Raw genomic sequence first — 15,754 nt, forward strand, 5'->3', positions numbered from 1 at the left:
AGAGGTATTACTGTGCTTTTGAAATCATTGTGGTGCGAAGGGAGGGACTTGAACCCTCACGTCCGTAAGAACACTAACACCTGAAGCTAGCGCGTCTACCAATTCCGCCACCATCGCCCAAATGATTTCTTACTGCTATATCCGTCATACTTCAAACTACATGTGCGTTGGCTGCCTTTGTTCACCCCAGTCACTTACTGGTGTAAGCTCTTGGGAGTTCACTCGTTTGCCGCCTTTCTGCAATTCGAATTATTTTGGGTATATCTTAAAAAAGTAAAGCTTAGGATTTATATCACCAGCTTGGTGCGAAGGGAGGGACTTGAACCCTCACGTCCGTAAGAACACTAACACCTGAAGCTAGCGCGTCTACCAATTCCGCCACCATCGCATGTGCTGTGCAATATAAATCTCCCCTCGTACTTGAAGCCACAGGCTATTAAACCTCAATCACTTACCGGAGTAAGCCTATCTGGGTTTGTTTGCTGCCTGCAATACCAATTACTTTGGGGATATACTACGAATCGCCAAGAAAAGTATGTTTGGTGCGAAGGGAGGGACTTGAACCCTCACGTCCGTAAGAACACTAACACCTGAAGCTAGCGCGTCTACCAATTCCGCCACCATCGCGTACCGGAACATCACTTTTATAAAGCAACTACGGAGGCGAATTCTAGAGATTTTCGCGTTCAGGTCAATACTTATTTCCCCTAAGCGGGACGTTTGCTGTAAAAAGCATCATATGTTGAGCAATTGATTTGATTACAGAAGTATTTTTAGTTTTTAACGCCCGCTTGGTTGTGTTGGTGATAACTGTGGATAATCGGAAAACAGTTCAATCAGCCAGTCAATCAGCACTCTTACTCTAGGGGCAAGAAAACGCCCCGCAGGGAACATAATAAACAGCGGCATGGCCGGTGGTGGACAGTGGGGCAACACCTCAATCAGCTCGCCTTGGGTTAATTGGCTCTGAATACCTGGCGTGGGAGCTTGAATCAATCCTAGGCCTGCCGCCAATTCCCAAACGAAATGCAACAAAGTGACCCACCGGTCAGGTACGGATAAAATAGCCGTATTGACCCTGTCGGAGACCCTGTTGCATGAAGGGAAAACATTTGACTCAGCATGAGCGCTTTTACATCGAAAAACGAAAAGCTGAAGGCGTTAATCAGTCCTGCATTGCCAGAGAACTGGATGTCTCTCGCTCTACCCTGAGCCGGGAGCTCAGGCGTAATACGGACCCCGCTTTCAACGGACTTTACTCCTCCAGACGCGCTGATGCCTTAGCCAGACAACGGCGGGGCGCCACCTCGGCACACAATGCCTGTGTCCCTCTGGGCCAGCAGACACAAGACTTTCTCCGGCAGGCGCTGGCTGTACATACCTCCCCTGAGGTTATCTGTGGGAGACTGAAAATCCAGTTTGATATCGCCGTCAGCAAAAATACCCTCTACCGCTATATCCGTTCGGACAGACAGGCTGGCGGTAAGCTTTACCTTCAGCTCCCTCACCGGGGTAAACGCTATCGCTATGATACGGGTGAGCCCGGACGCACGCCCATCCCGGACAGGGTTGGCATTGAGCACAGGCCTGCTGAGGCTGAACTCAAACAGGTTCCCGGGCATGTTGAAATCGATACGATTTTTGGCAAAGACCAGAAGTCATTCCTGCTGACGGTCGTGGACAAAGCCACAAAGCAGGTCATTATCCGTAAACTCCCCAATAAGTGCGCTGAGAGCGTCGTGGAAGCGTTCAGGGACATCGTGGCGAATACTTTCTGCGAGTTTAAAACCCTGACGGCAGATAACGGACCCGAGTTTGCGAAACATAAGGACATCACTCAGGTAACGGGCGCAAAGGTTTACTTTGCCCGGCCTTATCATTCCTGGGAGCGGGGGTTGAATGAGCATACCAACGGTCTGATACGGCGGTTTTATCCGAAAGGAACCGATTTTAATGGCGTCAGCGATGAAGATATTGCGAGACTGGAGCACATCCTCAACACTCGGGGGCGCAAATCTCTGGAATACAGCTCACCGAATGAGGTATTTTTAGAGTATCTACTCGCTGCATAACGCATGATGGTTTGTTGCGTTTCGTTCGGGAATGGGGCTGCGACACCGGCTGCGGTATAAGCATCGGCACCATTGACACTCAAGATGCCAGGTAATGTGCGGCTTTCAACTTTCCCCTGATAAACAAATTCTAATGGGTAATCACGGCCATTCATCTGTGAGAAATACCCCACCGCTTGATGGCCGGCCAGGTCGTCGAGGGACTGTGGAACACCATATCTGGCGAGATAAGCTGGTGACGCACAGGTTATCTGTGGTTGCTGACCAATATTACGTGCTGCTAATTGCTCATCATGGGGCAGCCATGCACGCAAAACACAATCGACACCTTCACGCATCAGGTCAATGGTACTGTCATTCGCGCCGAGAATCAGCGTGATATGGGGATAACGCTGATAAAAGTCATTTAGTGCGGGGATAACCACATTGCGGGCTAGCGAATGTGGCATATCAATGCGTACTTTCCCTTCCGGTTGCAGCCGCTGATGGCTGAACAGCGAGTCAGCCTCTTCAAACGCCGACAGTAATTGCAAGCAACGCTGGTAATACAGTGTGCCTTCCGCGGTGATATTCACTTGCCGGGTGGTGCGCACCAATAAACGCACGCCTAAGCGCTGCTCTAACCGTTTTAAGGTATGGCTGACCGTTGCACGGGGCAATTGTAGTTTCTCCGCCGCGCGACTGAAGCTACCTAATTCAACAATACGGACAAATATCCGCATAGCTTGTATTTGGTCCATGATTGCACTCGTCCATTGTTGGTGTTTTTTGAACAGTAATGAGCAATCTGCATTATTTATCTTTCCTCGCTAAACAACCACACTTTCTTCCGACATCATTAACGGGGAATATCACAATGCAACAACGTCAATTAGGTTCGAATGGCCCGCTAGTCTCAGCGCTGGGGCTTGGCTGCATGGGGATGAGTGACTTTTACTCCACCAATCAGGACGTGAATGAATCCATTGCGACGTTACATCGCGCGCTGGAGTTGGGGGTGACTTTACTCGATACCGCTGACATGTATGGCCCGTTTACCAATGAGGAGTTGGTTGGACGCGCCATTAAAGGCAAACGTGATCAGGTCTTTCTGGCCACTAAATTTGGTATTGTACGTGATCCGACTGACCCGACAGTGCGGGGCGTCAGTAGCCAGCCTGATTATATTCGTAAATCTGTTGACGGTAGCCTGAAGCGGTTGGGTGTTGATGTTATTGACCTTTATTACCAGCATCGTGGCGACCCGAGTGTACCGGTTGAAGATGTGATTGGCACTCTGGCTGATTTGGTCACTGCCGGTAAAATACGTTATATCGGTTTGAGTGAAGTCTCAGTGGCAACATTAGAGAAGGCCCATCAGATGCATCCAATTACCGCAGTACAGAGTGAATACTCACTTTGGACACGAGATGTGGAATCCTCTGTATTGGCGACCTGCGAACGGTTAGGTGTGGGTTTTGTGGCTTATAGCCCTCTGGGGCGCGGTTTTTTGACCGGAGCGTTACGCCGCCCGGAAGATCTGGCTGCTGATGATTTTCGCCGTCATAACCCGCGTTTTCAGGGGGATAATTTTGCCATGAATCTGGTATTAGCCGATGCGGTGGTGGAAATGGCGCGCGCGAAAGGGGTTAAACCCTCTCAACTGGCGCTGGCCTGGGTATTGGCGCAGGGGAAATATATTGTCCCAATCCCTGGGACCAAACGGCGTGCTTATCTGGAAGAGAATCTGGCGGCACTCGATCTGGCACTTAGCCCGCAAGAGCTGGCAGCACTGGATGCAGTATTCCCGTTCCATGCCGCAGCGGGTGAACGCTACGGCGCGGAAGGGATGGCCCATCTTAACGCCTAGTTTTAACGTTTTTTCTTGGAGTCTCGTGGCGCACGCCCGACAGTTGCCTGATACACCTTAAAACGGCCATTCTGGGCCAGCACTTCATGGCTGCCAAATGCCGCATCCAGCAGTGCAGGGTAAGGCAGGAAGGAGTTCGCCACTATCCGCAATTTACCACCGACATGCAGGTGAGCTGTTGCGCCGCGGATCAACAATTCCGCCGCAGTCAGGCTGGTTTGAATACCATCATGGAACGGTGGATTCGAAATAATCATCTCGAAGCGGCCTTTAATGTCGGAATAGACATTGCTGGCAATCACCTGCGCGTCGATGTTATTCACCGCTAATGTTGCTCGGCTGGCTTCAATAGCAGCCGCAGAGACATCACTCAGGGTCCATTTGATTTTAGGTGATTGCTGCGCCAATACAGAGGCCAGCACACCTGCACCACAGCCGACATCCAGCACATTTCCTTTAAATGGCTCACTGAACGTAGACAGTAACAGATGGCTGCCGGAGTCCAGCGAGTCACGGCTGAATACGCCAGGCAATGTTTTAACTGTCACATCGCCCACCTGGTAACTTTCCCACCAGGCATCGGCATCAAATTCCGGCTGTTTATCCAACCGGCCATGGTACAGACCGCAACGGCGGGCGCTGTCGATTTTAGTCAACTGCGCAAATTCAGATAACATTTCTTCTGCACTGCGCACGCCACTACGGTTCTCACCCACCACAAAAATATCGGTGCCGACAGGCAATAACGAAAGGAGATTAGCCAATTGGAACTGGGCTTCCTGTTTGCTTTTCGGCCAGTAATAAACCAGCGTATCGCAGTTAGCCACTATGTCGGCAGTGGCCAAAAGACCGAATTGCACATTCTCTTCCAGCGTATTGCTCAGTAATTGCCAGTGGTGATATTGATTGGTATGAACCCGTACCCCGGCTGCATCAAACTGCGCTGGCAGCGCATCTTGTAAATCACCGGCAAACAACACATGGCGGGCTATAAATTCATCACTATGGCGCAGTATCACTTCACTGGCTGGGGTTAATGCTGACATCAGTCTTTGGCTCCTTAATAATATGATCGGGGATTATAGAGGTTTGTTGGCGCATGTTCGATGGGTTTGCTAGCATAGCGTCGAAATACGGGTCGCTCTGACAGGAAATGGCATGGCATCAAGACGAGACTTGCTGTTACAACAGCTAGGCATTACGCAGTGGACATTGCGCCGCCCGGCCGTCTTGCAGGGTGAAATCGCAGTTCGTTTACCCGAAGATACCCGACTGCTGATTGTGGCACACCTGCTTCCTGAATATGATGATCCCCTGTTGTGTGATGTGTTGCACAGCTTGGGTCTCACGCCGCGTCAGGCTTATGCGCTGACGCCAGACAGGGTTGCAATGTTGCCGGAAGATACGCAGTGCAACAGTTGGCGATTGGGCATCAGTGAACCGCTTGCGGTCGCTGGCGCGCAGTTACACAGCCCGGCATTGGCCGGACTTTATCAAGACGCGAGCGCTAAGCGCGCACTTTGGCAGCAGATTTGTCACCATGAAGCAGATTTCTATCCTGACGCCAGCCGATCTGGCCACAGCGTACAAAATTGAGCAAGCCAGCCACGCTTTCCCGTGGACGGAAAAAACCCTGGTCAGTAACCAAGGGGAGCGCTATCTCAATTTTAAGTTGAGTGTCAGTCAACAAATGGTCGGTTTCGCCATTACCCAAATGGTGTTGGATGAAGCGACGCTGTTTAATATCGCCATCGATCCGCACTATCAGCGGCAGGGGTATGGCCGTTTACTGCTTGAACATCTGATTGAGCAGTTGGCAACACGTGATATCGTCACTCTCTGGCTTGAGGTGCGGGCTTCAAACGCACGGGCTATCGCCCTCTATGAGAGCTTAGGCTTTAACGAGGTTTCTGTGCGGCGCAACTATTACCCAAGTGCCGATGGGCGTGAAGATGCCATTATGATGGCGCTGCCGATGGGATAGCCCCGTTTTGCCGATTGTCAGTCGTGAATAATGACTGTTTGTCTTGAATAACGACTGTTTGTCTTGAATAAATTGTCTATCTCGCATAAATCAGAGAAAATACCGCGCTATAGCCACTTATACCCGACGTGATAGGAGTTGCCGCTAAGCCTGCTGCAATTTCCAATAAGCAGGGTATAGCGCCACAATCAATGCCTCGCTTTGCCTGACCCGCATATCAATAGGATATGAGGCCCAGAGCAGGGCGGCTTAAAAGTAGAAATCTCAAATTATGTCTCCAAGTGAATACGCACTGGAAGTCGCGAAAAGACGTACTTTCGCGATCATTTCCCACCCCGATGCCGGTAAAACCACCATTACCGAAAAAGTGTTGTTGTTCGGACACGCAATTCAGACCGCCGGTACGGTAAAAGGCCGTGGCTCAAGCCATCATGCCAAATCAGACTGGATGGAAATGGAAAAGCAACGCGGGATCTCCATCACCACCTCGGTGATGCAATTTCCGTATGGCGGTTGTCTGGTTAACTTACTCGATACCCCGGGGCATGAAGACTTCTCCGAGGACACTTACCGTACTCTGACCGCCGTGGACTGCTGTCTGATGGTGATTGACGCGGCAAAAGGGGTTGAAGATCGAACCCGTAAGCTGATGGAAGTAACTCGTCTGCGTGATACACCAATCCTCACTTTTATGAACAAATTGGACCGCGATATTCGTGATCCGATGGAAGTGCTGGATGAAGTGGAACGTGAGCTGAAAATTGCTTGTTCACCAATCACCTGGCCGATTGGTTGCGGTAAGTTGTTTAAAGGGGTTTACCACCTTTATAAAGATGAAACGTATCTCTATCAGACGGGTAAAGGCCACACCATTCAGGAAGTGCGCATCGTCAAAGGGCTGAATAACCCAGACTTGGATGCAGCGGTAGGTGAGGACTTGGCTAAACAGTTCCGTCAGGAACTGGAGCTGGTACAGGGGGCTTCTCATGAATTCGAGCATGATGCTTTCTTGTCTGGTGACTTAACGCCGGTGTTCTTCGGTACCGCTTTGGGTAACTTCGGCGTCGATCATATGTTGGATGGCTTGGTTGAATGGGCTCCGGCCCCGATGCCACGTAAAACCGATACCCGTGAAGTGGTTGCTGCTGAACCCAAATTTACCGGTTTTGTTTTCAAAATTCAGGCAAATATGGATCCGAAACACCGTGACCGTGTTGCCTTTATGCGGGTGGTTTCTGGCCGTTTTGAGAAAGGGATGAAACTGCGTCAGGTGCGAACCAAGAAAGACGTAGTAATTTCAGACGCACTGACCTTTATGGCTGGTGACCGTTCTCATGTAGAAGAAGCTTTTGCTGGCGATATCATTGGCTTGCATAACCACGGTACCATTCAAATTGGCGATACCTTCACCCAGGGTGAAGATATGAAGTTCACCGGCATACCGAACTTTGCCCCTGAATTGTTCCGCCGCATTCGCCTGCGTGATCCATTGAAACAGAAGCAGTTGCTAAAAGGTCTGGTTCAGTTGTCAGAAGAGGGTGCGGTGCAAGTGTTCCGCCCGTTGACCAACAACGATTTGATTGTTGGCGCAGTCGGTGTTCTACAGTTTGAAGTGGTCTCTTCACGACTGAAAAGTGAATACAACGTGGAAGCGGTGTATGAATCAGTTAACGTCTCTACTGCCCGTTGGGTTGAATGTGATGACGTGAAGAAGTTCGAAGAGTTTAAACGTAAGAATGAGGTTAATCTGGCATTAGATGGTGGTGATAACTTGAGCTATATCGCCCCAACGATGGTAAATCTTAATATTACGCAAGAACGTTACCCGGAAGTGAATTTCCGTAAAACTCGCGAACATTAATCACCCGCCAAGCCGCACTCTATCGGGGTACAGGGTACCCCGATTCATTAATTGTCTTCACTATTTCCTCCTTAGGATAACTCCTACTTAATCATAAAAATCCGGCTTTAGGGCGATTCCGACTGTATTTATTCAGAGATGCTCTATCTTTATAGGTACACGCAGGATTGACGTGCATCAATTTTAGGTCAAATAACCTGTAGTAATCGTAAAGTATTCATCAACTGGTCACCTCTCTGGGTGGCGTAAAATCCGTAAGTTTGGGTGTTATAACAAGTTAAGTTTCATAACCCTTTACGGTTTATAACGACAAAGGAAGAAATCGATGACAAATACAAAATTTGCCCGTTCAATGATGGCTATTGTCTTAGGTACTGCACTTATGAGTGGTAGCGTGTTCGCTGAAGACACCATGCTCAATAAGACAAACAACGTAGTAGACAGCACCGGCGCGAAACTCGATAGCTCCATGAAGAAAGTCGATAACTACATGGGTGACAGCGCTGCAACAGCTAAAGTGAAAAGCGCTCTGTTGGAAGAGAAATCTCTTAAAAGCACTGATATCTCTGTTGAAACCAACCATGGTGTGGTCACTCTGACTGGTTTTGTGACTTCTCAGGCTGAAGCTGAAACTGCCGTTGAAATTGCCGGAAACGTTGAAGGCGTTAAATCTGTCAGCGATAAGCTGCATGTGAAAGACCAGAAATCACAATCAGTCAGTGAATATGCTGGCGATGCTGCAACAACCAGTTCAATCAAAGCCAAATTGCTGGCTGATGACATCGTACCCTCACGTAAAGTGAAAGTAGAAACCACCGAAGGTGTGGTGCAGTTATCAGGTAGTGTTGAGAATAAAGCTCAGTCCGAACGTGCTGAAAGTATTGCTAAAGCCGTTGATGGCGTGAAAAGCGTTAAAAATGATCTGAGCATCAAACCTTAATTATTATCGGCTGATGGGTATTTCGTGGGGAAATAAAATAATCCACGGGATACCCGTTAATAAGTTTGTCAGCCAAATAACTCATCCACAAATCCAAATAATACGACTTCTGTCAAATACGCTACTGTTAAAGAGTGATTTTTGAACGCGAGTTTACATACCCTAAATAATTCGAGTTGCAGGAAGGCGGCAAGCGAGTGAGTACCGATGAGCTTACATTGGTAAGTGATTCGGGTGATTGAGTGCAGCTAACACTCCTGCGGCTTGAAGTATAACGGGTAGAAAGCCATTTTTTAAAACGGGAAGGAGAGGCTTATGTTTCGCTGGGGCATTATATTTTTGATTATTGCTTTAATCGCTGCGGCATTAGGTTTTGGTGGGCTAGCCGGTACGGCAGCCTGGGCCGCAAAAGTCGTCTTCGTAGTGGGTATTGTCCTATTCCTCATCAGTCTGTTTACAGGCCGTAAGCGCCTTTAGTCAGGCGAGAGGGTTACAGCAAAGGGTAAGACGGGGTATCCTCGGCACCTGTTGTAACGAATTAAGGATAGATGGTGGGATACAGAATACCTATCACGCTCGGTAATATTGAGCCACTCGCCTATAAACCATACCAACCCGGAAAAATGGCGTTGGTTTGTGAGGGAGGCGGGCAGCGGGGAATTTTTACAGCCGGTGTGCTGGATGAATTTCAACGCGCCCGCTTTAACCCTTTTGATCTGATGATTGGCACCTCTGCCGGTGCACAAAATCTATCTGCCTTTATCTGCGGTCAACCCGGTTACGCTCGCCGCGTCATAACCCGCTACACCACCACCGCTAATTTCTTTAACCCATTACGTTTTGTGCGTGGTGGCCACTTAATTGATCTCGACTGGTTGGTGGATATCACATCCCAGCAGTTGCCTCTGGCCATGGATCATGCTGAAGAGCATTTACGCAATGGCCGTGAATTCTTAATGTGTGCCTGCCGTAGTGATGATTTTGAACCCACCTATATTTCCCCCACTCGAGAAAGCTGGCTGCCGACCATTAAAGCGTCCAGTGCTATCCCTGGTTTATACCGTCAGGGGGTAGATTTGGGGGGGATCAGTTATCAGGATGGTGGCATCAGTGATGCCATCCCGGTGGAGGAAGCCTACCGCCGTGGCGCTGATACTATTGTGGTGATTCGGACTGTACCGTCGCAGGCCTATTACACGCCGCAATGGATGAAGCGGATGGAACATTGGCTGAGTGAAAGCAGTTTGCAACAACTGGTGCGGATTATGCAGCAACATGAGCAGAGCTATCACCGTATTCAGCAATTTATTGAAAAGCCGCCCGGTGACCTGCGTATTTTCGAAATTTTTCCGCCTAAGCCACTTGCCAGTAATGCACTGGGGAGCCGGGTCGCGGCACTAAATCGTGATTATCATTTAGGCCGCCGTTGTGGTCGCTATTTTTTGGCTACCGTCGGGCACTGGCTATTACCGCAAGATCAACGGGATCAGGCTGGAATCAATGGGGAGAAAACCTCGATTTCACTTTCACGTCGTATCATTCAGCCACAAGATATTAATCAACCAGATGATATGGCAGAGCTAATTGATACTGATGACTCTTCATTTGATATTACTCAAACGCCGGATATCATTACACCAGCGGATTCAGTGACCGCCACTCACTATGGCCTACCGGCTCAGATGAGTGTGAGTGACAATGGGTTGATTATTCCGACGAATACCAATAGAAAGCCCTTGCCAGTTGAGATAATTTTGCCTGCCAGTGTGGCAAAAAACAAAGGTGATACCGTCTAATGGTAGAAGTGAGTGAGCAGATAGTGAATCTTAGCGATAAAGCTTATTTTATCGATACCCACTGTCACTTTGATTTCCCTCCATTCAGTGGTGCTGAAGCGGCCAGTTTAGTCACTGCGGCTCAGGCGAATGTCAGGCAATTGATTGTTCCTGCGGTGGGTGCTGCTTATTTTCCCCGTATTTTAGCCTTGGCTGCGAACTATCCACCCCTTTTTGCCGCACTCGGCATGCATCCACTTTATATCGCTCAACATCAAGAGGCCGATTTGGCGACACTGGTATCCTATCTGGCGAACAAAACTCACAAGCTGGTGGCCGTGGGGGAAATTGGCCTGGATCTTTATATGGATGAGCCGCAGTTACCACGCCAGTTGGCGCTATTGCAGGCCCAACTTAAGCTGGCTAAACAGCATGATCTCCCCGTTATTCTGCATTCTCGCCGTTCCCATGACCAATTAGCCTCGGTGCTGCGTAAAACGGCGTTGCCGCGCACCGGTGTTGTACATGGTTTCGCCGGTAGCCTGGCGCAGGCGCAGGCATTTATTCGCTTGGGTTATTATATTGGTGTGGGTGGGACCATTACTTATGTGCGGGCACAGAAAACCCGGAGTGTCATGGCCGCATTGCCTCTTTCCGCATTACTGCTGGAAACCGACGCGCCAGATATGCCGTTAGCCGGTTTTCAGGGGCAGCCAAACCGGCCCGAGCGGGCTGCTGATGTGTTCAGCGTGTTGTGTCAGCTACGCTCTGAAGCGCCACAACAGATTGCCAGCCAGTTGTTAGCGAATAGTCAACGTTTGTTCCGATTACCGCCCGCCGATAGCTGCCCACTTTAAATCACCTCCGGGAATATACAAACCATACTAATAATTTGTGTGATCTCTTTATTTTCGCTTTTTAATGTGACCATCGTCACACTTACGTTGATTCGGTTGCTTTTAGTTGTGTTTATTTGTGACAGAGATTATTTGATAGCGCCTTCATGTCGGTATAATCCCCCGAAAATTATTTCAATTTAATTAATGATTTCACTATTAGGGATAGCGACATGCTAATGAGTCTGGTTGGAATGGCAGTACTGATATTAATAGCCGTACTTCTTTCAAGTAATTATAGGGCGATTAATATCCGCACTGTTGTTGGTGCATTTATTATCCAGATCGCTATTGGTGCGCTGGTATTATATGTGCCCATCGGGCGCCGCATTCTGGGCGGTATGTCAGAAGGAGTCGCTAACGTTATCGCCTACGGTAATGAGGGGATTTCATTTATTTTTGGCGGTTTGGTTTCTGACAAAATGTTTGAAGTTTTTGGTGGTGGCGGCTTTGTATTCGCCCTGCGAGTATTACCAGTAATTGTATTCTTCTCATCATTGATTGCCGTTCTGTATTACCTTGGCATCATGCAAATCGTTATTAAGGTATTGGGCGGCGGTTTACAAAAGTTGCTGGGCACTTCACGTACTGAATCCCTTTCCGCCACAGCTAATATCTTTGTTGGCCAAACTGAAGCGCCGTTAGTGGTGCGCCCTTATATTGCCACCATGACCCAATCTGAACTGTTTGCGGTAATGTGCGGCGGTTTAGCTTCCGTTGCCGGTTCAGTATTGGCCGGTTATGCGCAAATGGGGGTACCATTGGAATATCTGATTGCTGCTTCCTTTATGGCAGCTCCGGGTGGGTTACTGTTTGCTAAACTGATGGTGCCGGAAACTGAAAAAACGCACGATAACGTTGATGCTACAACCTTGATTGCTGAAGATGAACGACCGGCTAACGTTATTGATGCAGCGGCATCTGGCGCGGCTTCCGGCATGCAACTGGCATTGAATGTAGGGGCAATGCTGCTGGCCTTTATCGCCTTGATTGCTCTGCTCAATGGTATTCTGGGTGGGATTGGTGGCTGGTTTGATTATCCACAACTTTCGCTAGAGTTGATTCTGGGTTGGGTATTCTCGCCGATTGCTTACTTGATAGGCATCCCATGGAGTGAAGCGATGGTGGCTGGTTCATTTATCGGCCAGAAGATTATCGTTAACGAATTCGTAGCATTTATGAATTTCGGTCAGTATCTCCAGGCAGAAGAGTTAGTCAAAGCCGCGGGTTTACAGGTTCTTTCCGAGCACACTAAGGCTATTATTTCCTTCGCGCTGTGTGGTTTTGCCAACTTGTCATCTGTTGCCATCTTATTGGGTGGCTTGGGTAGCATGGCCCCAAACCGCCGTCACGATATCGCGCGTTTCGGCCTGAAAGCGGTAGCAGCAGGCACATTGTCGAATCTGATGAGTGCGACGATCGCCGGTTTCTTCCTGGCATTATAATTAGGCTAGCTTGACTTGCCATTTTGGGATTGGGCAGTGCTCGGGACCTGTCACCTACTTCGTGTACGCTCCAGTCCCTGCGCGCTGTCCGCACCCAAACTGTCTGCGCCGCTGACGCTTAATTTTTTATGGTTCAGGCCTACAATACTGCGTATTCCTGCCCATAGGCTATTCTTGAAGCGAGTGAGCGTATCGTGGTCAGAAAGCTATAAATTAGGTTATTTTGTGACTCTAATCACATATAATTCCGTCTCGTTACAAGTTACTATTGATTAGTGTGAAATTGAACACACCTAAGCTGCCGATAACGTGTTCAAATAGTGTTATTGGCTTTCGGAATGAAAGCCTAAAGTGTGTATGGAGTCTCATTGCATCAGTGATGTAAGCAATGACCAAGTAGTTAGTGCGGTGAGATGGATCTCAATTGCCACCCATAGGGGCTATCTTCAAGGAACCAAGTCCGCTCGCCAACGTATTGAGCTTAGAACCTTCTCATTAGGGCTATGTTATTTGCCTGACTGCAACAATTACGCCTACTGAGAGGGACTTTTAATCACCAAAGATGCCGGTACGGTCTCTTTGTCCGCTCATAAATAGATGCTCAGTTCTGGCAAGGTGCTGGGGCTGAAATAGTGTTGGAGAGTTTTATGACCGATTTAACCGCCTGCGCGAATCTTAACGATTATGCCAAACGCGCACTGAGTTTGATGGATTTAACTACCCTGAATGACGACGATACCGATGATAAGGTTATCGCGCTGTGTCATCAGGCAAAAAGCCCTGCCGGTAACACGGCGGCAATCTGTATTTATCCCCGCTTTATTCCTATTGCGCGTAAAACGTTGCGCGAGCAGGGTACCCCTGAAATCCGTATTGCGACAGTGACCAACTTCCCACATGGCAATGATGATATTGCTATTGCACTGGCCGAAACCCGTGCCGCCATTGCCTATGGTGCTGATGAAGTGGATGTGGTTTTCCCTTACCGCGCCTTAATGGCGGGTAATGATAAGGTCGGCTTCGAATTAGTGAAAGAGTGCAAAGAAGCCTGCGCTGCCGCGAATGTATTACTGAAAGTAATCATAGAGACCGGTGAGTTAAAGCAAGAGCACTTGATCCGTCAAGCCGCTGAAATTGCTATTAAAGCTGGCGCGGATTTCATCAAAACCTCCACCGGTAAAGTGCCGGTCAATGCCACATTGGAAAGTGCGGGTATTATGATGAGCACTATCCGTGATTTAGGTGTGGGTAAAACCGTCGGCTTTAAGCCAGCGGGCGGAGTACGTACTGCCGAAGATGCCGCGCAATTCCTGCAACTGGCCGATCAATTGATGGGTGAGGGTTGGGCCGACGCCCGCCACTTCCGCTTTGGCGCATCCAGTCTGTTAGCCAGCTTATTAACCACGCTGGGCCATCAGAGTGATAGCAAAAGTAGCGGTTACTAATCATTATCGCAATCATTGAGTTTAGCCGATGCGCTGCGGGCGACTAGCCTGCCGTGCGGCTTTTATCCTTATTTAGGTCAGGGGGATGCTGTGTTTCTGGCACAAGAAATTATCCGTAAAAAACGCGACGGTCAGCCACTGAGCGAAGAAGAGATTCGTTTCTTTATCAATGGGATCCGCGACAATGTGGTTTCCGAAGGGCAGATTGCTGCTTTGGCGATGACCATCTATTTCCATGACATGAGCATGCCGGAGCGCGTGGCACTTACTATGGCAATGCGTGATTCTGGCACGGTGCTCAACTGGCAGAGCCTTAATCTAAACGGCCCCATCGTGGATAAACACTCTACCGGTGGCGTGGGTGATGTGACATCACTGATGCTCGGCCCGATGGTCGCAGCCTGTGGTGGCTATGTGCCGATGATTTCTGGCCGTGGCTTGGGCCATACCGGCGGAACCTTGGACAAACTGGAAGCTATACCCGGTTTTGATATTTTCCCCGATGATAATGCGTTCCGTAAAATCATTCAGGACGTCGGTGTCGCCATCATTGGTCAAACCAGCTCATTAGCACCGGCAGATAAACGTTTCTACGCTACCCGTGATATCACCGCCACTGTAGATTCCATTCCACTGATTACCGCTTCTATTTTGGCGAAGAAACTGGCTGAGGGGCTGGATGCGTTGGTGATGGATGTGAAGGTGGGTTCTGGTGCTTTTATGCCGACATATCAACTATCTGCCGATTTAGCACAGGCCATTGTCAGTGTGGCTAACGGCGCGGGTTGTAAAACGACGGCACTATTGACTGATATGAATCAGGTGTTGGCTTCCAGCGCCGGTAATGCGGTTGAAGTGCGCGAAGCGGTGCGCTTCCTGACGGGTGAATATCGTAATCCACGCTTGTTAGAAGTGACGATGGCGCTGTGCGTTGAGATGCTGTTATCAGGTGGTTTGGCGCAAGATGATGCTGACGCCAGATCCAAGTTACAGGCGGTGCTGGATAACGGTAAAGCAGCAGAACTCTTTGGTCGCATGGTGGCGGCGCAAAAAGGCCCAAGTGATTTCGTTGAGCGTTATGACAGCTACCTACCGGTTGCCACGCTGAGCAAACCGGTCTTTGCTGAACGAGCCGGCATTGTTACCGCGATGGATACCCGTGCACTGGGTATGGCGGTGGTTTCCCTCGGCGGTGGTCGTCGGCGGGCAACTGATCCTATTGATTACAGTGTTGGTATCACTGAAATGGCACGTCTGGGGACTGGTGTTGATGGCCAGCAGCCATTAGCGGTGATTCATGCCAATAACGAAGACGACTGGCAGCAGGCAGCAGACGCACTACGTGCGGCGATCACCTTGGGTGACAAAGCGCCGGAAGAAACACCGGTTATCTATCGCCGTATTACTGAATAAACGCCATACTTTTGTTATTGACGCTATTTGCTTTCGACGGCAAATGTTAGCAAAAACAGATTAATTACATGGGG

General features: G+C 49.2%; 13 protein-coding genes, 3 tRNA genes and 2 pseudogenes. 12 read left to right on the forward strand and 6 right to left on the reverse strand.

The annotated features are described in order from the left end of the window. Positions 1 to 30: 30 nt before the first annotated feature. From ACWJJO_RS03170 to ACWJJO_RS03185, 4 genes and pseudogenes are all read right to left on the reverse strand, one after another. Positions 31 to 117: transfer RNA gene (locus tag ACWJJO_RS03170), tRNA-Leu, on the reverse strand. A gap of 184 nt (positions 118 to 301) precedes the next feature. Then, positions 302 to 388 (reverse strand) — tRNA-Leu (locus ACWJJO_RS03175). 152 nt (positions 389 to 540) lie between these two features. Beyond that, positions 541 to 627 (reverse strand) — tRNA-Leu (locus ACWJJO_RS03180). Between the two features lie 153 nt (positions 628 to 780). Next, positions 781 to 1,092: pseudogene (locus tag ACWJJO_RS03185) on the reverse strand (LysR substrate-binding domain-containing protein); the annotation flags it as partial. A gap of 5 nt (positions 1,093 to 1,097) precedes the next feature. On the opposite strand from ACWJJO_RS03185, the pseudogene ACWJJO_RS03190 reads away from it, so the two are divergent. Then, positions 1,098 to 1,955: pseudogene (locus ACWJJO_RS03190) on the forward strand (IS30 family transposase); the annotation flags it as partial. On the opposite strand, the gene ACWJJO_RS03195 reads toward ACWJJO_RS03190, so the two are convergent. Further along, positions 1,931 to 2,812, reverse strand: coding sequence for a LysR family transcriptional regulator (locus ACWJJO_RS03195; protein ID WP_481090632.1), 882 nt, complete (start codon positions 2,810 to 2,812; stop codon positions 1,931 to 1,933). The pseudogene ACWJJO_RS03190 and the gene ACWJJO_RS03195 sit on opposite strands and share 25 nt — an antisense overlap. Before the next feature lie 116 nt (positions 2,813 to 2,928). On the opposite strand from ACWJJO_RS03195, the gene ACWJJO_RS03200 reads away from it, so the two are divergent. After that, positions 2,929 to 3,921, forward strand: a complete 993-nt coding sequence (locus tag ACWJJO_RS03200) for an aldo/keto reductase (RefSeq protein ID WP_481090633.1) — start codon at positions 2,929 to 2,931, stop codon at positions 3,919 to 3,921. A 2-nt stretch (positions 3,922 to 3,923) separates the two neighbouring features. Here the strand turns inward: ACWJJO_RS03200 and rsmC are convergent, their stop codons facing one another. Beyond that, a complete protein-coding gene (gene rsmC, locus ACWJJO_RS03205) occupies positions 3,924 to 4,967 on the reverse strand; it encodes a 16S rRNA (guanine(1207)-N(2))-methyltransferase RsmC (protein ID WP_442848957.1) in 1,044 nt (347 codons plus the stop codon). A 112-nt stretch (positions 4,968 to 5,079) separates the two neighbouring features. Between rsmC and ACWJJO_RS03210 the strand changes: the two genes are divergently transcribed. The 10 genes from ACWJJO_RS03210 to deoA all read left to right on the forward strand — a co-directional run bounded on the left by ACWJJO_RS03210 (position 5,080) and on the right by deoA (position 15,680). Continuing rightward, positions 5,080 to 5,517 (forward strand): DNA polymerase III subunit psi, encoded by a 438-nt coding sequence (locus ACWJJO_RS03210; RefSeq protein ID WP_083160700.1) that lies wholly within the window; start codon positions 5,080 to 5,082, stop codon positions 5,515 to 5,517. Then, on the forward strand, positions 5,462 to 5,905 hold the full coding sequence (gene rimI, locus ACWJJO_RS03215; RefSeq protein WP_083160698.1) for a ribosomal protein S18-alanine N-acetyltransferase: 444 nt from the start codon (positions 5,462 to 5,464) through the stop codon (positions 5,903 to 5,905). Before ACWJJO_RS03210 ends, rimI begins: the two co-directional genes overlap by 56 nt. A 271-nt stretch (positions 5,906 to 6,176) precedes the next feature. Then, positions 6,177 to 7,766, forward strand: coding sequence for a peptide chain release factor 3 (gene prfC, locus ACWJJO_RS03220; RefSeq protein ID WP_005191790.1), 1,590 nt, complete (start codon positions 6,177 to 6,179; stop codon positions 7,764 to 7,766). Positions 7,767 to 8,091: 325 nt separating this feature from the next. Further along, a complete protein-coding gene (osmY, locus tag ACWJJO_RS03225) occupies positions 8,092 to 8,706 on the forward strand; it encodes a molecular chaperone OsmY (protein WP_083160696.1) in 615 nt (204 codons plus the stop codon). A 315-nt stretch (positions 8,707 to 9,021) separates the two neighbouring features. Then, a complete protein-coding gene (locus ACWJJO_RS03230) occupies positions 9,022 to 9,183 on the forward strand; it encodes a DUF1328 domain-containing protein (protein WP_004876076.1) in 162 nt (53 codons plus the stop codon). Positions 9,184 to 9,254: 71 nt separating this feature from the next. Continuing rightward, the gene (locus ACWJJO_RS03235; RefSeq protein WP_083160694.1) at positions 9,255 to 10,502 is read left to right on the forward strand and encodes a patatin-like phospholipase family protein; all 1,248 of its coding nucleotides are present in this window, start codon (positions 9,255 to 9,257) and stop codon (positions 10,500 to 10,502) included. Continuing rightward, the gene (locus tag ACWJJO_RS03240; protein WP_372568643.1) at positions 10,502 to 11,338 is read left to right on the forward strand and encodes a TatD family hydrolase; all 837 of its coding nucleotides are present in this window, start codon (positions 10,502 to 10,504) and stop codon (positions 11,336 to 11,338) included. Before ACWJJO_RS03235 ends, ACWJJO_RS03240 begins: the two co-directional genes overlap by 1 nt. A gap of 212 nt (positions 11,339 to 11,550) precedes the next feature. Continuing rightward, the gene (locus ACWJJO_RS03245; protein ID WP_372557945.1) at positions 11,551 to 12,822 is read left to right on the forward strand and encodes a NupC/NupG family nucleoside CNT transporter; all 1,272 of its coding nucleotides are present in this window, start codon (positions 11,551 to 11,553) and stop codon (positions 12,820 to 12,822) included. Positions 12,823 to 13,469: 647 nt separating this feature from the next. Then, complete coding sequence (gene deoC, locus ACWJJO_RS03250) at positions 13,470 to 14,267, forward strand: deoxyribose-phosphate aldolase (RefSeq protein ID WP_481090634.1); 798 nt, start codon at positions 13,470 to 13,472, stop codon at positions 14,265 to 14,267. A 90-nt stretch (positions 14,268 to 14,357) separates the two neighbouring features. Next, positions 14,358 to 15,680, forward strand: a complete 1,323-nt coding sequence (gene deoA / locus ACWJJO_RS03255; RefSeq protein WP_083160688.1) for a thymidine phosphorylase — start codon at positions 14,358 to 14,360, stop codon at positions 15,678 to 15,680. Positions 15,681 to 15,754 lie beyond the last annotated feature (74 nt).

This window comes from Yersinia antarctica (assembly GCF_056636475.1).